The following is an 18,562-nucleotide window of genomic DNA, read 5'->3' as shown; positions in this document are numbered from 1 at the left end:
GGGGGTTTCGGGGGTGAGGTGCTGCTCCAGGCGTTCGATGCGGGCGATGAGGGGCTGTAGCGCCGCGGCCAGTGCTTGGGCGGGGTCGGTGGAGGTCTGGGCGCGCAGGTGGACGTATCCGGCGAGGGCGGCTGTCACGGCGCGGCGGGTGAGGCGGGGGTCGGCGCCCTGGGTGCGCAGGATCTTTCCGGCGGTGCCGTCAGGTTCGGTGACCAGGCCGAGGAGGAGGTGCTCGCAGCCTACGTAGTTGTGGCCGAAGGCGGTCGCCTCGGTTACGGCGAGTTCGAGCGCGGCGGCGGCGGGGGCGCTGAAGTGGACCGATGGGCTGTCGCCGGAGGTGCCGGCTTCGGGGTCGGTCGGGCGTTCCAGGTCGTGCTGGATCTGGGCGGGGTCGATGTCCACCGCCTGGAGTACCTGCAGTGCGAGGTTGCCGCCCTCGGTCACCATGCCGGCGAGCAGGTGGCCGGTTCCGACGTTCGGCGCGGCTTCGGCGCGGGCCTGGTCGATCGCCAGTTTGACGACGGTGCGGGTGCGCGCGGTGAACAGCGGGAAGCGGGCGCTCATGTCGTCGGCTTCCAGTTCGCCCAGGGCGGTCTGGCGGATCGCGGTGATGCGGCGCACTGCCTGCTCCAAGGCGCGCTGGCAGATCGCGGACACGGGTACGCCGGTGTCCTTCACGGCCTCCGCCAGCTCGTCGGGCAGATAGACGTTGATCTTCGGCATGGCATCGTCCTCGGGGTGGGGTTATCAAGGGGTTACTCAATACTTATACCCCCTGTGTGGGTATATGCAATAACCCCAACCCTCATTGGCGTTCGTGCTCGTACCAATGGCGTAGTCGTCGCAGGATGGCGTGGAAGGTGCCGTTCTGGATCGCTGCGTGGATCGTCCCGTCGGAGAATCGCTCGCCGCGGATGAGAGTGGTCGCCAGGCGCGCGGCGTCGGCGACCGGGGCTTGATCCAGCCCGTTTCCGCCGGGGAAGGCGCGCCATGCCGGCCAGTCGAACACCACAGTGATCTTCAGGCCGACCAGCATGCTGATGACGGCGTTCAAAGGCTCGCTGTAGGGGCCCTCTTCGCTCCCCCAGGAAACCTGCAGGTCTGCCTCCGTCAGCCCGTCGTACAGCAGGAAGAGTCGCTCCCAGCGTTCGGACGGCTGCTCGGCGAGTAGCGCCGCGATCTCCTCGTCGGTGGGTCCCAGGCCCTGAAGGACCTGTTGGAACGTCTGGTACGCCGCCGTGTCGAATAGCACGAACCGGACATCCTCGACCTGCGTAACCACCGACCGCACCGTGCCGAGGGCGATTCGGGCGGCGTCCTCCATCGGCCACCCGAAACTCCCCGCGGAGATGGCGGGGAAGGCGACACTCCGCGCGCCGAGTTCGTCGGCCACCCGCAGTGATTCCCGATAGCAGGAGACCAGTAGTTCTGACCTGTCCTCCCGTACCGAATGAATCGGCCCGACCGTGTGAATCACCCACCGTGCGGGCAGGTCCCCGGCCGTGGTCGCGACCGCCTCCCCGGTCGGCAGGCCCTGGTCGTAGCGCGACGCCCGCAACTGGCGGCACTCCGCCAGAATCCCGGGCCCGCCCCGCCGATGGATGGCCCCGTCGACGCCGCCCCCGCCCATGAGCGAGGAGTTCGCGGCGTTGACCACGGCGTCCGTGGCCTGCCGCGTGATATCGCCTTGCAGCAGCGTGACCTTCATGCGGTCGAGTATCCCCGCCGAAGATCAAGCTCAGGCGTCAGGCACCTGCGGCCCCTGTGCATGCGCGGCGGCCGCGCTCAACGCGGCCCCCGCGGCCCTCGTATGTGTACGGCGTTCGGCGGCGGACGTGCTCAACGTGGCCCTTGTGTGTGCGGCGCTCGCTTTCGGCCGGGCCGCGCTAGACCCGGAGCTTCTTGCGCACCGGTGACTTGGTGCGTTTCTTGCTGGTTGTCGTCGTGCTCTGCTGCCGTGGCCTGTCGAGGTCCATATCCGAGTCAGTCGTGCCGGAGTCCGTCGGAGACGTTCGCGTTGTGCTGTGGCTCGGCAGCGATGCGGTCCGCCCCCTGCTTGGGGACGTCCGGTCGGAGTCGCCGCTCGCCAGGTCAGGCTGCTGGGTTCGTTTGACCTTGGTGAGGGGTGCTTTCGTGATGGTCGGCTCGCTGGGCCTGCGCGGTGCGGATCGCTGATCTGTCGGCGAGGTCTCGGTGCGCGTGACGTCCTTGTCGGGGTAGAGCAATCCGTCGTAGAGCTCCGCTTCGCGCTCCGCTTCCTCGGCCGTCGGCCCGTCCTCCTGTTCCGGCCACGCGGGTGTCGACGGCAGCTGCGAGGCGGGCACCTGGGTCGACGGGAATCCGGTGTCGAGGGCCCCCTTGATCCCCTGTACGGCGAAGAACGCGTTGACCAGCGCCGCTCGGCCCTGGGGGTCCTGGAGCGCGGCCCGCAGGTCCTCCGGCGGGTCTTCCCAGCCGGCGAACAGCTGCGCCAGCGCCTGCGCGTCGGCGAAGAAGCCCGGCGGGGGCCATGGGTAGGTGTTCAGGTGGGAGGCCACCGGACGGTTGTCGAAGGCCTCCGGCCAGAGGTCGTGCAGGACCAGCCAGCACTTGAAACAGCACAGCCTGCCGATGCCCAGCTTGGCGCCGGGATACCTGAGGGCGATGGACGTCGCCTGCATCTCCGCGTGAACTTGCTGCTCGCGATGGACCAGCTGCGGATGGCCGAAGGAGTCCTTCTCGGTGACCGCCAGGGTGGGAAGCGGGTCGTCGTAGGCGACGACCCGGAGGCGGCCGTGCTCCTGTTCGAGTTTGCGCAGGTAGGAGATGGCTTTGAGAATCCGGACCTGGTCCCGGCGTTTCGAGGATTCGGGCGCCGATCTGCTGCTCCTGGACGCGCGCCAGGTCATTTTGGCCAGGATGCCCCACACGAGATTCTCGGCCTCTTTCCCCGTCGCGCGGGAAGCGGTCAGTAACTCCGCCAGGTCCACGGCCAGCTGGTTGTCCGGCTTGTTGGCGAAGACTCCGATCTCGCGCCCGTTGTGGAGCACCGCGGCGCAGACGCGATTCGCGTTGAGCAGGGTCATCACGTCGGCCAGCCGGTCGAGCGAACGGTCATCGCTGAGTTCCGGCTTGGCGCGCAAGTCCCCCAGCCACTTCTCGGTCGTCTCGTGTTCCGTGCCGAGCTCCGATTGCCTGGCGGGCACCGCCGTCTTCAGCCACGCCGCGGCCTTGTCCTTCAGCGTCCCCCACCTGCCGTATTTCATCGACGCGATCGTCGCGGGCTCGGGGTCGGGCAATCGCTGCCTGGCCTGGAACGCCGCGCGCCGCTGGTCGAAGTCCGACGCCAGGCCCGCTTTTCGCAGATCACTCTGCACTTCGGCCAGGTCCCGGGTCCGCACCGCCCTGGGCTTGGTCCAGTAGAGCTCGGCCAGCATGCCGGTACGGCTCGTCTCGCTGAGGTTCAGCGCTTTCCCGGTGACCGTCAGCAGGGTCTCGTCGGTGATCTTGCTGACTTTGGTCAGGTCGTCGGGGGTGACTTTGCGGACGTGCGCCAGCCAGTACCGCGCCATCTGGTGATCGGCCGCGAACGGGTGATCGAGCGCGTCCAGCAGGCCCGCCGTCAGTTCCGCGTGGTCGGCGGTGAATTGCGCGAGGTCGTCGAAACTCCCGAATGGCGTACGGTCCTGGAGCGCTTTGTACTTGGCCGGGATCCGCGGCGGGGGTTCGATGACAGGGATCGCGTCATCGGCTTCGACCTCCGGTCGCGGGCTCTCGAACTGGGTCTCCGGGATGACGATGTCGGAGTCGCTGTCGCCGCCCTGGGAGCTTGGGAAGTCCAGGAAGTCCAGGAAGGAGGTCTGGGTGTCGGGAGCCAGGATGATGGGCTGCGGCTGGAAGATCGACAAAGGCGGGATGGTCGACTCCGGCCGGATCGGGGAGCGAGTCTCGGCTTCCTGCTCGTGTGTCAAATCGATCAATCGGCGTTTGGGAGGATCGATCAGCTTGGTCGCGGGACGTCTTTCCTGGCCCTTCGGTTTCGGCGCCGTCGGGTAGCGCAGCTTTTCCTTTCCGGTGAACACATCTTCGAGCGATTCGGGAAAGTCGGGAAGCCGCGGGGCTGGCTTCTCCCGTTGACGTTTGGCCTGCCGTGTCGACTTCTTCTTGCGCGGATTCAGATCCGGGGGTGGGAGCCCCGGAATCTGCCCGTACGTTCTCTTGGGCTTGTGCATCGGTGTCGACATGACGTAGCCCTCGGTCGCTGCGGCCCCGTTGTCCCCCTATGGTGTTCGCCCTCCGGAGTCTTCGGACCTACTGCCGTGGTGACAGTTGACGCGCCCGCTCGGCCACCAGGACCGTACCCAGCAGCGCGACGAGGGCGGCCAGCTGGGCGAGCGCCGACACCAGCCCGAGCAGGATGGTGAGCGGGGCCGCCACGGCGGCCATCGTCCGCAAGCGCAGCGCGGGCATGGCCAGCACCCGCCGGTACAGCGCGTCGCCCGCCATGAACAGCGTCACTCCGGCCGCCATCGTGACGGCGGGGGCGAGATGGAACGGGTCGAGCGGATGGCTGAGCGCGGTCTTGACGCCGGCCGCGATCGCGACGATGCCCACCAGCAGCGGGATGTGCGCGTAGAAGTACGCCCCCAGGATGAGCCGGGTCCGGCTCACCACCTCGGCGCGCATCAGCGCGTGCTCGGCCGCCACCTCGTCGTCGCCCCCGAAGTAGGCCCACCACAGACAGGACGCGAGGGCCAGGCCGAGCACCGCGGCGATCAGCACGGCCGGGCCGGCCGAGCCGTGCGCGCCCAGGCCGATGGCCACCACCGACTCGCCGAGCGCCACGATGACCAGCAGGCCGTGCCGCTCGACCATGTGCGCCGGATGCAGGGTGAAACCCTTCTGGCCGATGAAGTACGGGCTGACCCACAGCAGGATCACCGCGGCCCCCCACAGCAGGTGGGCGACGGTCCCGTCGAAGAACGCGGCCGTGAAGAGCAGCGCGGTCCCCACCAGGTTGAACGGCAGCACCCGGACGAACGACGCGGTGGCCTGCAGGAAGAGTCCCGCGTGGACCAGCACGATGATCAGGTAGCCGAACGCGAAGGCGATCCCGCCGCCGTCGAAGGCCGTGGGGATCGCCAGCGCCATGATCAGGAACCCGGCCATGCCCAGCAGGATCAGGACCCGGCGGGCGGGCCGGGCGGGCGGGACCGTGTTCGTCAGCCAGGCGTACCCGGAGTACATCCACCAGATGACGCCGAACACCAGCAGAACCCTGAGCGCGCCTGCGGCGGGGGCCGCCGCGTCCCCGGCGAACCCGTCCACCAGCAGCGTCGTCAGCTGGGTGATCGTGAAGACGAAGACCAGGTCGAAGAAGAGCTCCAGCGTGGAGACGCGTAAGGCGTTCTCCGCGGGAGTGGGTTGGATGTGCTCGGCGAACCAGCCGGGGAGGCGCATATGCCTATTTTGCCGCCTTTGTTGGGGTCCTTTACCGGGTCGTTCGCCGAAGCCGTATTTATGCGTAGCCGTTCGGCGAATCGGTTGGTGTACTGCGGAGGCTGGCGGGTTGTCCGGCGAACCCAACCGTCACCGTCTTTATCGGGGGAAATCCAATGAAGCTCACCCTTGTCACGTTGCTGCGCCAGGGCCGGAACAGCCGGTCCGTCGAGGTCTCCTATCTGGCGGGCCTGGCCGCCGACGCCCGGATCCGCCGGGCGCGGATCCGCCCCGAGACCTGGCCCACCCGTCCGCCCGGCTTCGGCGGCGGGGACCTCGCTGTCCCCATGCCGCGCCGCCCGCGGCCCGCCGACGCGGAAATGGCTGCCAGCTCCCGCTGAAGAGCGCCCAACGGGTTCGATTCCCATATACGAAAGGCCCAGGTCGGGATGTGAATCCCGATCCGGGCCTCGTTATCAGACGGCGCTGTCGCGGTGGGCGGGTGCCGCTGTGATGGGGGAGGGCTTGAAGCCTTTGACGACCAGATAGACGCCCAGCGAGAACTCCCATAGCGCGACCGGGAGCGCGGCGATCGCCGACAGCGCGGACACTTGTCCCCATGAGCCGAACAAGGTGGCGGCGGCGGAAGCGACGAGCAGGGGCGCTCCGATGAATCCGAGCAGGGGAAGAATCCGCGGCACCAGGCGCGACTTGTACAGCAGGGAGCCCAGCAACAGGGCGTTCAGGGCCGGAAGGAGCCCTTGTCCGAGGAGGAACGTCCAGTTGTGCAGGGCGACCAGCGCCTGGCCGGTGACCAGCGCATCCGCTCCGGCTCCGGCCTGACGCAAGGTCACGATCGTCAGGAGGGGTGCGACGCCGGCGAAGATGGTGGCGGCTTCCAGGACCCGGACGCCGACGAAGCCCAGCGCGACCCCTTCGTTCTGCCTCTTGAGCACCGGATACAGCGCGACGGCCGTACCGATGCAGGCCAGGGCCACGATCATCTCCAGGACGCCGGCGAAGAAGACGGCAGTGTCCGGGCCGGAGCCGAGGATGTAGTCCGGAGCGAGCACCGGACCGTACATGGCGAGGGTCGGGATCGAGACAAAGGTGATCAGGTAGAACACGCCCGCGATAAGCGCGGTCTTCCTCAGCGAATCCATCGGGACTGGCTTCGTCGCTGTGTTCGGTCGATGATGGCCGGTCGATATCTCACTCATGGTGCCCCCTCCGATGGTGCGGATGCTCTTGGTCTGATCGAAAAGTAGGAGGAGACGTGATGAGGAAGCATCACCACATGTGATGAATGACGTGGTGAAATGGTCAGCGGTCGCGGTTCCGGGACATCAAGTCGAGTTCCACCGCCCGGCGGACCGCGGCCCGACGGTTGTTCACGCCGAGCTTGGTGTAGATGTTCCTGGTGTGAGTCCGTACGGTGCTCAGGGACACGCTGAGTTCGCGAGCGATGTCCGGGCCATTCAGGTCGGTGACGAGCAGCCGGAGCACGTCCAGCTCGCGCTCGCTCAGCGGTTCGACCAAGCCCTGTCGGACGGGCGGGGTCTTGTCAGTCTTGTCGAGGGCCGCCAGGAGCCGGCGGACATAGCTCGGGGCGATCCCCTGTTTCGCGGCCGCTCTCAGCAGGGCGGCCATCGGCGGACCCTCGTCCACGAAGATGCGAACGTAGCCCTCCGGCTCGGCCAGCGTCAGCGCGCGCCGCAGCGATGCGAGGGCGGCGGGGATGTCGCCTCGCGTCTGGTGGGCAAGCGCCTGCAGCACCAGCACTTCGATGACACTCCCCGTCCTCGCTCCCTCTTCCGCCGCGCGCAGCAGGCGCTCCAGGAACGGGGTCGCCTCGTCAACGGAGCGCTCGGTCGCGGCCAGGAGCACTCTGGCGAAGGTGATGTGCTCGAACTCGCGCAGATAGCTGAGCTCGTCCGAAACGGATAGACCCCGTTCACGCGCCCATCCCAGTGCTTCACCCAGCCCGCCCCGCGCGACGTGCACCCGTGCCCTCATCGCCGGGATCGGCCGCACATTGGGGAAGAGATCACCCGTGTACAGGCGCTCCGCCTCGTCGAGCAGGTCAAGCGCGCCGCCCAGATCTCCTTCGGCCTCCCGGATCCGCGCCATCGCGACCCGCCAGCGATACCGGTTCTGCGGCAACCCGGTGTGCTCGCCCAGCTCCTGGCTCCGCAGCAGATGCCGCGTGGCGGCAGGCAGGTCGTCGCGCTCGCGGTGGAGCTCGCTCATCCCCACGTACATGTCCGCCGTTCCCCGCAGAACCGACCCGTCCTGGTCAGGCGCACGCAGCAAGGCCTGCTCGTAGGTGCGCATCGCCTCGCCGGGACGACCTTGCACAAGCCGGATGTCCGCCAGCGCGATCGCGCACCCGAAGGTGTCGGCGACGTGCCCGGCCCGGTGCAGCCCCGCCATGCAGTCGGCCCACGCCCGGTGTGCCGCCTCAAGGTCCCCGCTCGTCCAGAACGTCAGCCCCAACAACCCAGCTGCCGCCGCCCCGCAAAGGTGGTCCTCCGCAGGGGAGAGATCGAGGGCTCGCCGGGCGTGCCGCGCGGCGCCGGGCACCTCGCCCCGGGCCAGGGCCTGTCCGGCTCGGTACAGCTCGATCGTCGCCGGGAGGCGGCGAAATTCCGCGGTGTCGACGACGACCATCTCCGCCGATGCGCCGACACCCGTCGTCGTGTTCAGCCACCGCTCGGCGTCCAGCAGCCGGTCCTCAACGCCCTCGAACTCGCCGACGGCCAGTAACACCCCGGCGAACCCGACGCTGAGCACGGGCCTGACGCGGACCAGCTCGTCGGGAAGCATCCGGAACCAGCCACGCACCGCGGCCTCCTGCCTGCTCATGCGCATGGCCGGAATCGCCAGCTCGACCAGGTCCGCCGCCCGCTCGAAATCCTCGGCGGCCAGCGCGTGGCGGATCGCCTCGGCCGGCTCGCCGTTCCGCTCGTACCAAGCGCTGGCCCGCCGGTGCAGGTCGGGAACGTCGCCGGGCCGCTCGTCCAGCAGGTGCGCCTGCAGAACGTCGGCGAAGAGCTGGTGATAGCGATACCACCGGCGGCGGTCATCAAGCGGGACCAGGAACAGGTTCCCTCGCTCCAACGCCGCCAGCCTGGCCTTGCCCCCGTCCTGGCCCGTGACGGCATCGCACAGTGAGCCGCACAGCCGGTCCAGGACGGAGGTCTGCAGCAGGAAGCGCTGGACCGGTTCTGGCTGGCGCTGCAGGACCTCCTCGGCCAGGTAGTCGACGATGTACCGGTCATCCCCGGCGAAGCCGGCGATGAACGCGGCGACGTCGTCGCGCCCCTGCAGCGAGAGCGCCGCCAGCTGGAGCGCGGCGATCCACCCTTCGGTGCGCCCCTCCAGCGCGGCGACATCCCGCGCCGTCAGCATCAATCCCATCGCCCCGGTGAGGTACGCCGCGGCCTCGCCGGGCGTGAAGCGCAGATCGGCGGCGCGGATCTCGGCGAGCTCGCCACGCCCGCGCAACCGCGCCAGCGGAAAGGCCGGGTCGGCGCGACCGGCGATCACCAGGTGCAGCTGTGGCGGCAGGTGCTCCAGCAGGAAGGCCATCCCGTCCTGTACGTCGAGCGCGTCGATGACGTGGTAGTCGTCGAGCACCAGCACGACATCAATCGGGAGGGCGTCCAGGTCGTTGAGCAGAGTGGCGAGGACCGCTTCGACCGGTGTCTGGGGTGACCGCAGGAGCGAGAGCGCATTCGCGCCGACCCCGGGCGCCGCCGTCTTCAGCGCGGTGACCAGATATGTCCAGAACAACGGGGGATCGTTGTCGCGCTGGTCGAGCGAGAGCCACGCCGCGGCGGGTCCATCGGCAGGGGCGGCTGCCAGCCATTCCGCCAGCAGCGTCGTCTTACCGAACCCGGCCGGGGCCGACACGAGCGTCAACGCCGACTCCGCCCCACGGCTCAGGCGCTCGATCAATCTCGGACGCGTCACCAGATCGCGTCGCCGCCTGGGGATGTGGAGCTTGGTCTCAAGCAGTGGGCCTGCCATGACCACCATCCTCCCGTGCCGCCGAGAGATCATCTGGTCACACGTGGCTCCACCGTACGCGGAGTTCGCCATGACCGGTGGGCCACAACCGGCTGCCGATCACCACCGTGGAGGCCACGTGGCGTCCCTCGTCGGTCTCGTCCTGCTCATCGCGGGAGCGGTCTAGATCCGGGCGAGGACGTCGTCGATCCATTCCTCCAGCACGTATTCGGGGACGGCCCCGCACCGGACCGCGATCACCCGGCCGTCCCGTACCACCATCAGGGCGGGGATGCTTTTGATCGCGAAGCGTTCCGCGGTTCTGGTGGCCTCGTCCACGTTGACCTTGACCAGTTTGATCAGGCCGGCCCGGTGTTCGGCCACGTGTTCCAGCGCCGGGCTGATGATGCGGCACGGCCCGCACCACGCCGCGCGGAAGTCGACCACGGCCGGGATCTTCGCCGCCTCGACCACCTCGGCGAACGTGTCGTCGCCGGCCTCGGCCAGCCAGGGCAGCGAACAGTGGCAGGCGCCGCAGTGCGGCAGGCCGTCGCCGACGGCGGGGACCCGGTTCTTCCGCCCGCACCCGGGACACTGGACGACCATGTCAGTCACCGAACCGGATGACGAGGTCGCCTTCCGCGGCGTCCACGACAATCGTGGTGCCGGGCGGCACGTCTCCGGCGAGCAGGGCCCGGCCGATCCTGGTCTCGACCTCGCGGGCGATGAAACGGCGCAGCGGGCGCGCGCCGTACACGGGATCGAAGCCCTGCCGGGCGAGGTGGCGGCGGGCCGGCTCGGTGACCTCCAGGTCGAGGTCGCGGTCGGCGAGGCGGACCCGGACGTCGTCGAACATCAGCTCCACGATCTGCTCGATCTCGTGCTCGGTCAGCGGCTTGAACAGCACGATGTCGTCGACCCGGTTGAGGAACTCCGGCCGGAAGTGCCGGCGCAGCTCGGCCATCACCCGGTCGCGGCCCTCGGGTTTGAGCTCGCCGCCCGGCGTGACGCCGTCCAGCAGGTACTGCGAGCCGATGTTGGACGTCATGATGATCACGGTGTTGCGGAAGTCGACCGTGCGGCCCTGCGCGTCGGTCAGCCGCCCGTCGTCCAGGACCTGCAGCAGCGTGTTGAACACGTCCGCGTGCGCCTTCTCGATCTCATCGAACAGCACCACGCTGTACGGCTTGCGCCGCACCGCCTCGGTCAGCTGCCCGCCCTCCTCGTATCCGACATATCCGGGCGGCGCTCCGACCAGCCTGCTGACCGTGTGCCGCTCCTGGTACTCGCTCATGTCCAGCCGGACGATGTTCTCCTCGGTGTCGAACAGCGCCGCCGCCAGCGCCTTGGCCAGCTCGGTCTTGCCGACGCCGGTCGGCCCGAGGAAGACGAACGAGCCGATCGGGCGGCGCGGGTCCTTGATGCCGGACCGGGCCCTGATCACCGCGTCGGCGACCAGCTGGACCGCCTCGTCCTGGCCGATCACCCGCTCGTGCAGGATCTCGTCCAGCCGGAGCAGCTTCTCCCGCTCGCCCTCCCGGAGCCGGCTCACCGGGATGCCGGTCCACCGGGACACGATCGACGCGATCTCCTCCTCGGTCACCACCTCGCGCAGCAGCCGGTGCCCGCTCTGCTTGGCGGCCAGCCGCTCCTCCTCGGCGGTCAGCCGGCGGGCCAGCTCGGGCAGCCTCCCGTGCCGCAGTTCGGCGGCCCGGTTCAGGTCGTAGGCGCGTTCGGCCTGGTCGGCCTCGCGGCGCGCGTTCTCCATCTCCAGGCGCAGCTCCTGCACCTGGCGCAGCACCCGCCGCTCGGCCTCCCACTGGGCCCGCGTCGCGTCGGCCTCGGCCTTGAGGTCGGCCAGCTCCCTGCGGAGCCCGGCCAGCTGGGCGTCGTCCTGCTCCTTGGCCAGCGCCGCCTCCTCGATCTCCAGCCGCATCACCCGGCGGGTGAGCTCGTCCAGCTCGGCCGGCATCGAGTCGATCTCGGTACGGATCAGCGCGCACGCCTCGTCGACCAGGTCGATGGCCTTGTCCGGGAGGAACCGGTCGGAGATGTACCGGTGGCTGAGCGTCACGGCGGCGACCAGCGCGCCGTCCTGGATCTTCACGCCGTGGAAGATCTCCAGGCGCTCGCGCAGGCCGCGCAGGATCGACACGGCGTCCTCCACCGACGGCTCGTCGATCATGACGGGCTGGAAGCGCCGCTCCAGCGCGGCGTCCTTCGCCACGTGCTTGCGGTATTCCTGCACCGTGGTGGCGCCGATCATGCGCAGTTCACCTCTGGCCAGCATCGGCTTGAGCATGTTGCCGGCGTCCATCGCGCCTTCGGCCGCGCCCGCGCCGACCACGGTGTGCATCTCGTCGACGAACAGGATGATCCGGCCCTCCGCCGCCCTGACCTCGCCGAGCACGGCCTTCAGGCGTTCCTCGAACTCGCCCCGGTACTTGGCGCCGGCGACCAGCGCGCTCATGTCGAGGCTGAAGACGGTCCGGTCCCGGAGGCCCTCCGGCACGTCGCCCCGGTGGATGCGCTGGGCCAGGCCCTCGACGACGGCGGTCTTGCCGACGCCCGGGTCGCCGATCAGGACGGGATTGTTCTTGGTCTTGCGGGACAGGATCTGGATGACCCGCCGGATCTCGGAGTCCCGCCCGATGACCGGGTCGAGCCGGTCGGCGGCGGCGTCGGCGACCAGGTCGCGGCCGTACTTCTGGAGGGCCTCGTAGGCGGCCTCCGGCATCGCGGACGTGACGCGCTGGTTGCCGCGGATCGCGGTGAGCGCGTCCAGGAAGGCGTCCCGGGTGAGGCCGGCCTCGCGCAGCAGCGGCACGTCCTCCAGCAGGGCGATCAGCAGGTGCTCGACCGAGACGTACTCGTCCTTGAGGCGGCCGGACTCCTGGGCGGCGGTGTCGAGCAGGCGGGACAGGCGCTGGGTGAGGAACACCTGGCCGGGCGCGGCTCCCGGTCCGCTGACCCGGGGGCGGCGGGCCAGTTCGGCCTCCAGTTCCGCGGTCAGCCGGGGGACGTCCGCGCCCGCACCGGCCAGCAGCCGCGGCCCGAGTTCCTGGTCCAGCAGGGCCAGCAGCAGGTGTTCCGCGTCCACCTCGGTGTGGCCGAAGCGCAGCGCCTTGGTCTGGGCGTCGTGCAGGGCCTCCTGGGATTTCTGGGTCAGCCGGTCAGCGTCCACGGTTGTGCTCCTCAAGTTCGGCGATCCGGTCGAGCAGGTCGATGACCAGGCCCAGCGCCGCGTAGTTGAGGGCGAAGCCGGCGCGCAGGCGCTGGATGCGGGCCACCTTCGCGAGCTGGTCCGCGGGCAGCCACAGGTTGCCCGCCGTGTCGGCCGAGGCCTGGAGCAGGTCCAGGGCCACCAGGCGGCGGACGAGTTCGGGGTGCAGGCAGGTTTCGCGGGCGAAGGCGTCGAGGGTCAGCCGGGCGGGCCGTACCAGGGCGAAAGTCATGGTCGTCTCCTGGGGTCGAAACGGGAGCTGGCCGCGAGCCGCTCGAACAGCTTGCGTTCCTCGTCGGTGGGGTGGGGCGGGACCATGATCCGGGCTTCCGCGTACAGGTCGCCGCCGGCCAGGCCGCGGCCGCGCAAGCGGAGCCGGCGGCCGGACGAGGTGCCCGGCGGCACCCGGACCTTGGCCTCGCCGCCCGGGGTGTCGAGGGCGACGTTCGCGCCGAGCGCCGCCTCCCATGGGGTGAGCGGGAGCCGTACATAGAGGTCGCGGTCTTTGACGCGGTAGCGCGGGTGTTTGGTGATGCGGACCGTCAGGTAGAGGTCGCCGGGCCGCGCGCCGCCGCCGCCCCGGCCGCCCTGACCGGAGAGCCTGATCCGCCGGCCGTCGGCGACGCCCGGCGGGATGGTCACGTCGATCGACCTGGAGTCGATCTTCAGTGCGTGCTGGCCGCCGCGATAGGCCTCCTCGACCGTCAGCCACAGGTCGGCTTCCTGGTCGGCGCCCGCCATCGGCCCCCAGCGGCGGCCGAAGACGCCGCCGAACAGGTCCTCGACGTCCGAAGTCCATCCGGGCGCCGGCGCCTTGTCGTATTCACGGCGCCGTTCGGGGTCCGAGAGCACCTGGTAGGCCTCGGACGCCTCCTTGAACCGGTCCTCGGCCGCGGGGTCCTTGTTGACGTCCGGGTGGTAGGCGCGCGCCAGTTTGCGGTACGCCCGCTGGATCTCCTCCTGGGACGCGTCCCGCGACACCCCCAGAATCTCGTAGAAATCCATCAGTCGCCCTTCGTCGCCACCACGACCGCCGCCGGCCGGAGCCGCCGGCCGCCCTCGCCGTAACCGGGCCTGACGACCTCGGCGACGGTGCCGGGCGGAGCGCTGATGGCTGGTACGGTGGCGACCGCGTCGTGGCGTTCCGGATCGAAGGCCGCGCCCTCGTCGTCCTGGCGCGGGTAGCCGAGGCGGCTCAGCACCGCGAGCGCCTGCTCGTGTACGGCCCGCAGCCCGTCCACCACGGCCTCCGGATCGGCTTTGGCGTGGCGCAGCGCCAGTTCGAGGTTGTCCAGCACGGGCAGCCACTCGGCGGTGGCTCTGGCCCGCTCGCGTTCCAGCTCCCCGGCCAGGCGTTTGCGTAGATTGTCCAGGTCGGCGGCCGATCGCAGCAGCCGGTCCTCCAGCTCGGCGACCCTCGCATCGGGGCCTGCGGGCGGAAGGTCGGCCGTTCGGCCCGACCCCTGACCGGCGACCCTCGCATCGGGGCCTGCGGTCGGCTCTTCCGTCGGGTTCGCGGTCGTGTGCTCAGTCGGATTCGGTGAATTCGGCGTCGATGACGTCATCGCCGTCCTCCTCCTGCGCCCGCGTCCGCTGCCCGCCGCCCGCGCCGAGGCCGTGGTAGACCTGCCGCAACTCGGCGGTCAGCGACCGGAGCCGGTCCAGTGGCGCCTCCTCCTTCACGGCCTGGCGGGCGTCGCTGACGAGCATGTTCGCCCGCGCCTTCTCATGCGTCGGCACCGCCTCGCCCTGCTCGTTGAGCTTGCGTTCGACCTGGTACGCGGCCGAGTCGAGCTCGTTGCGCGCGTCGATCTGCTCGCGCAGCCTGGCGTCCTCGCCGCGATGCTGCTCCGCGTCCCTGACCATGCGCTCGATCTCGGACTGATCCAGGTTGGAGCTCTCACTGATCGTGATGCGCTGCTCGCCCCCGGTGTCCTTGTCCTTGGCGGACACGCTGAGGATCCCGTTGGCGTCCACGTCGAAGGTGACCTCGACCTGCGGCACACCCCGGGGCGCGGGCCGGATGTTCTCCAGCCGGAACCGGCCGAGCACCCGGTTGTCCGCGGCCCGCTCCCGCTCACCCTGGAGCACCACCACGTCCACCGCGCCCTGATTGTCCTCGGCCGTGCTGAACGTCTCGGTACGCCGGGCCGGGATGGTGGTGTTCCGCTCGATGACCTTGGTCATGACGCCGCCGAGCGTCTCCAGCCCCAGTGACAGCGGGATGACGTCCAGCAGCAGGACGTCGCTCACCTCGCCCTTGATGATCGAAGCCTGCAGAGCGGCGCCGACCGCCACGACCTCGTCAGGATTGACGGTCATGTTCGGGTCCATGCCGCCGGTCAGCCGCTTCACCAGGTTCTGCACGGCCGGGATCCTGGTCGAGCCGCCGACCAGGATGACCTCGTCGATGTCGTCGGCGGTGAGCTTGGCGTCGGCGATGGCCTGCTCCACCGGGCCGATACAGCGTTCGATCAGGTCGGCCGTGAGCTCCTCGAAGGTGGAGCGCATCAGGGTTGTGTTCAAATGCTTCGGCCCGTTCGCGTCCGCCGTGATGAACGGCAGGCTGACCGACGTCTGGGTGACCGAGGACAGCTCCGTCTTGGCCTTCTCCGCCGCCTCGAACAGGCGCTGCAACGCCTGCGGGTCGGTACGGAGATCGATGCCCTCCTGGCGCTGGAACTCCACGGCCAGCCGGTCGACGATCCTGCGGTCGAAGTCGTCGCCGCCCAGGTGGCCGTCCCCCGAGGTGGCGCGGACCTCGACGACGCCGTCGCCGATGGCCAGGATGCTCACGTCGAAGGTGCCGCCGCCCAGGTCGAACACGAGCACGGTCTCGTTGGCCTTCTTGTCGAACCCGTACGCGAGCGCTGCCGCCGTGGGCTCGTTGATGATCCTCAGCACGTCCAGCCCGGCGATCTTCCCCGCGTCCTTGGTGGCCTGGCGCTGCGCGTCGTTGAAGTAGGCGGGCACCGTGATGACCGCCTCGGTGACCCGCTCGCCGAGGAACTTGCCCGCGTCGTCGGCCAGCTTGCGCAGCACCTGCGCGGAGATCTCCTCCGGCGCGTACTGCTTGCCGCGCACCTGGAACCTGACCGCCCCGCCCGGCCCTTCGACGACGTCGAACGAGACGGCGTTCATCTCGCTGGTGACCTCGTCGAACTTGCGGCCGATGAAACGTTTGGCCGAATAGATAGTGCCCTTCGGGTTCAGGATGGCCTGCCGGCGGGCGAGCTGGCCGACCAGGCGTTCGCTCTGCTCCGTGAAGGCCACGGCCGACGGCGTCGTCCGCGCCCCCTCGGCATTGGGAATCACGGTCGGCTGACCGCCCTCCGTCGCCGCGATCACCGAATTCGTGGTGCCCAGATCAATACCTACGGCTTTGGCCATCACTGCACCCTCCCCAGTCGGGTCACTTCTCCAGCGTGTCCGGGTGACGTGGGTCTCACATCCTCCGATCGGATAGCCATCCACCCGCCAACTTGAGGGGGTGAGCGCCTCTGACCTGGGTATTCCCTGCGAGAGAGGCGGCCGCAGGGCCCGCCTGCCGACCGGGGAGTCCGCACCAATGAGGGGCCGCGAGCGCGAATGGTCCGCCGTCGCCCGCCTGTTCGAGGCCGCCGAGGGCGGACACTCGGCCGCCCTCCTCCTGGAGGGCCAGCCAGGCATGGGCAAGTCCCGGCTCCTCACCGAAGCCGCCACCGCCGCACGCGCACGCGGTTTCTCGGTGACGGCCGGCACAGCCGAGGAACTCGGCCAACTGATCCCCCTGGCACCACTGGTCCTGGCAGTCACCGATTCCCCCGATTCCCCCGATTCCCCCGATTTCGCGGATGGACCGAATCCCGCGGAGGGACCTGGTCGGGCGAATGAACCGAATCTCGCGAGAGGACTTGATTGGGCGGATGGACCGAATCTCGTAGGGGAACCTGGTCGGGCGGGTGGATCGGATCTCGCGGGGGGACCCGATCGGGCGAATGGACCGAATCTCTCTGGAGGACCGGTTCTCGGGGTAGGACAAGCTCTTCTCGCTCAGTTGCGGAGCGGTCTGGCGGCCATGGCCGGGCGACGGCCGCTGCTGGTCACCCTCGACGACCTGCAGTGGGCCGACACGACCACGCTGATGGCCGTGCGCACCCTGCACGCCTCGCTCGCGGAGCTGCCGGTCGCCTGGCTCCTGGCCCGCACGGTCACGGACGGTCACCACCACGTCGACGCACTGTTCGACATCCTCGAACGGCACGGCGCCCCCCGGGTGAGGCTCCCGCCACTACCGGCCGCCGCGGTCGCCGAACTGGCCGCCGACGTGCTGCGCGCGCCCCCCGACCCCGCGCTCCTCGCCCTGGCAGCCGACGCGGACGGCAACCCCGGCCTCCTCGTCGACCTCCTGCGCGGCCTGCGCGACGAGAACTGCCTGGAGATCACCCCCGGCCGCGCGCGGATACTGTCCGCGCACCTGCCCGACCGCCTCCAGATCTCGGTACGGCAGCGCCTCGACCTCCTGACCCCCGAAGCACGGCAACTGGTGGAGACAGCGGCGGTGCTCGGCCGGGCCTTCCGGCTGGAGGAGACGGCCGAACTACTGGGCTCCTCCCCGGCCCTGCTACTGCCCGCCCTGGAAGAGGCAATCACCGCCGGGGTGCTGGCCGCCGACGCCGAAACGCTCACCTTCCAGCACGAGGTGCTCTGGCGGGCCGTCATCGAAGGACTGCCCCCGGCCATACGCGGACCCCTACACCGCCAGGCCGACGACATGCGCGCCGCCCACGGAACGACGAGCGATTCGGACGTGCGGGACATGCTCCGCCGCGGCGACCTGGCGGACGCGGCGGCACGCGCGGAAGCCGACCGATCGGCCCTCCCACCGGACACCTCCCCGGCCAGGATCCGATCCGAACTGCTCCTAGCCCAGGTCGTCGAGGCCCGCGACGGCGCCGGCCCGGCGATGACACTCCTCCGCCACTTCTGCGCCGAACCGGCCACCTGCCGGACCCTCCTATCGGCCGAACCTACGGCCGCCCCCTGGCTGGTCAGACTGGCGCTCACACTCGGCCGCCGAGCCCTCGCCGAACGGGTCACCGTGCTCTCCGCCGAACTGGCATCCACGACACCGGCGTCTGCGGCACCAGCGTCCGCGGATCGGGCCTCTGCGGCACCGACGTCTGCGGACCGGGCGTCCGGAGAACCGGCGTCCGTGGATCGGGCGTCTGCGGACCAGGTATCCAGAGGACCGGAGTCTGCGGACTGGGCGTCCGCGGAACCTGTGTCCGCTGAACTGGCGTCCGCCGACCCGGGACGCCGCCGCTTCACGGCTGCGGCGGCGCACGCGCATGGCCTGCTCTGCGCCGATGCGTCGGCTTTGTCGCGGGCCGCAAGGACGGCACCCGATGCCTGGTGCCGGGCGTCCGCGTCGGAGGATCTGGGCGTGATCCTGGCCCGGGCCGGTGAACGGCCGGGCGCGCTGCGTGGTCTCGACGAGGCACTGACCGGCTACGGCGAGTGCGGCGCGACCCGGGACGCGGCCAGGGTTCGCCGCCGGATGCGCCGGATGGGCGTGCGCCACCGGCACTGGTCCGCCGCCGACCATCCGGTGTCGGGCTGGGACAGCCTGACCGCCACCGAACTGCGGGTGTCCCACCTGGTCGCGCAGGGCTGGACCAACCGCCAGGTGGCCGAGCAGATGTTCATCAGCGTGCACACGGTCGCCTTCCACCTCCGGCAGGTCTTCCGCAAGCTGGAGATCGACTCCCGGGTGTCCCTGGCCCGCCTCGCGGCCGAGGCCGACCACCGCCCCGAATAGGGCGAGCCGAGGCTGGCCACCGCCCCCAATGGGGCTGAGGCCGATCACCGTCCCGAATAGGGCGAGCTGAGGTCGATCACCGCCCGGAAAAGGGCGAGCTGAGGTCGATC

General features: G+C 69.9%; 14 protein-coding genes and 1 pseudogene. 2 read left to right on the top strand and 13 right to left on the bottom strand.

What is annotated here, in order from left to right; translation table 11 throughout:
* The 5 genes and pseudogenes from Acor_RS07595 to Acor_RS07580 all read right to left on the bottom strand — a co-directional run.
* On the bottom strand, nt 1–723 hold a 723-nt coding region (locus tag Acor_RS07595; protein ID WP_155336004.1), incomplete at its 3' end, for a Clp protease N-terminal domain-containing protein.
* An 82-nt stretch (nt 724–805) separates the two neighbouring features.
* Complete coding sequence (locus tag Acor_RS44080; protein ID WP_340163126.1) at nt 806–1,180, bottom strand: DUF6508 domain-containing protein; 375 nt, start codon at nt 1,178–1,180, stop codon at nt 806–808.
* A gap of 27 nt (nt 1,181–1,207) precedes the next feature.
* Nucleotides 1,208–1,708, bottom strand: a pseudogene (locus Acor_RS44075) (O-acetyl-ADP-ribose deacetylase); the annotation flags it as partial.
* A gap of 178 nt (nt 1,709–1,886) precedes the next feature.
* Nucleotides 1,887–3,959, bottom strand: coding sequence for a hypothetical protein (locus Acor_RS07585; RefSeq protein ID WP_155335843.1), 2,073 nt, complete (start codon nt 3,957–3,959; stop codon nt 1,887–1,889).
* Nucleotides 3,960–4,290: 331 nt separating this feature from the next.
* Nucleotides 4,291–5,439, bottom strand: coding sequence for a low temperature requirement protein A (locus tag Acor_RS07580; protein ID WP_155335842.1), 1,149 nt, complete (start codon nt 5,437–5,439; stop codon nt 4,291–4,293).
* A 155-nt stretch (nt 5,440–5,594) separates the two neighbouring features.
* On the opposite strand from Acor_RS07580, the gene Acor_RS07575 reads away from it, so the two are divergent.
* Nucleotides 5,595–5,819 (top strand): hypothetical protein, encoded by a 225-nt coding sequence (locus Acor_RS07575; protein ID WP_155335841.1) that lies wholly within the window; start codon nt 5,595–5,597, stop codon nt 5,817–5,819.
* A gap of 75 nt (nt 5,820–5,894) precedes the next feature.
* Here the strand turns inward: Acor_RS07575 and Acor_RS07570 are convergent, their stop codons facing one another.
* The 8 genes from Acor_RS07570 to dnaK all read right to left on the bottom strand — a co-directional run bounded on the left by Acor_RS07570 (nt 5,895) and on the right by dnaK (nt 16,042).
* A complete protein-coding gene (locus Acor_RS07570; protein WP_155335840.1) occupies nt 5,895–6,581 on the bottom strand; it encodes a DUF4386 domain-containing protein in 687 nt (228 codons plus the stop codon).
* A gap of 160 nt (nt 6,582–6,741) precedes the next feature.
* A complete protein-coding gene (locus tag Acor_RS07565; RefSeq protein ID WP_155335839.1) occupies nt 6,742–9,450 on the bottom strand; it encodes a winged helix-turn-helix domain-containing protein in 2,709 nt (902 codons plus the stop codon).
* Between the two features lie 162 nt (nt 9,451–9,612).
* The gene (gene trxA / locus Acor_RS07560) at nt 9,613–10,035 is read right to left on the bottom strand and encodes a thioredoxin (protein WP_155335838.1); all 423 of its coding nucleotides are present in this window, start codon (nt 10,033–10,035) and stop codon (nt 9,613–9,615) included.
* A 1-nt stretch (nt 10,036) separates the two neighbouring features.
* Nucleotides 10,037–12,613, bottom strand: a complete 2,577-nt coding sequence (gene clpB / locus Acor_RS07555; protein WP_155335837.1) for an ATP-dependent chaperone ClpB — start codon at nt 12,611–12,613, stop codon at nt 10,037–10,039.
* Nucleotides 12,603–12,884: a chaperone modulator CbpM gene (locus Acor_RS07550; RefSeq protein ID WP_155335836.1), complete on the bottom strand. Its 282-nt coding sequence runs from the start codon at nt 12,882–12,884 to the stop codon at nt 12,603–12,605. The genes clpB and Acor_RS07550 overlap by 11 nt, the downstream gene beginning before the upstream one ends.
* The gene (locus Acor_RS07545; RefSeq protein ID WP_155335835.1) at nt 12,881–13,657 is read right to left on the bottom strand and encodes a DnaJ C-terminal domain-containing protein; all 777 of its coding nucleotides are present in this window, start codon (nt 13,655–13,657) and stop codon (nt 12,881–12,883) included. Before Acor_RS07545 ends, Acor_RS07550 begins: the two co-directional genes overlap by 4 nt.
* Nucleotides 13,657–14,217 (bottom strand): nucleotide exchange factor GrpE, encoded by a 561-nt coding sequence (locus Acor_RS07540; RefSeq protein WP_155335834.1) that lies wholly within the window; start codon nt 14,215–14,217, stop codon nt 13,657–13,659. Before Acor_RS07540 ends, Acor_RS07545 begins: the two co-directional genes overlap by 1 nt.
* A complete protein-coding gene (gene dnaK / locus Acor_RS07535; RefSeq protein WP_155335833.1) occupies nt 14,180–16,042 on the bottom strand; it encodes a molecular chaperone DnaK in 1,863 nt (620 codons plus the stop codon). The genes Acor_RS07540 and dnaK overlap by 38 nt, the downstream gene beginning before the upstream one ends.
* Before the next feature lie 178 nt (nt 16,043–16,220).
* On the opposite strand from dnaK, the gene Acor_RS07530 reads away from it, so the two are divergent.
* Nucleotides 16,221–18,452 (top strand): helix-turn-helix transcriptional regulator, encoded by a 2,232-nt coding sequence (locus Acor_RS07530; protein ID WP_155335832.1) that lies wholly within the window; start codon nt 16,221–16,223, stop codon nt 18,450–18,452.
* The last annotated feature ends 110 nt before the right edge of the window (nt 18,453–18,562 follow it).

It is taken from the genome of Acrocarpospora corrugata, from assembly GCF_009687845.1.
GTDB lineage: Bacteria > Actinomycetota > Actinomycetes > Streptosporangiales > Streptosporangiaceae > Acrocarpospora > Acrocarpospora corrugata.
The sequence above is the reverse complement of the archived record's forward strand: the minus strand, read 5'-3'. Positions and strand labels throughout refer to the sequence as shown.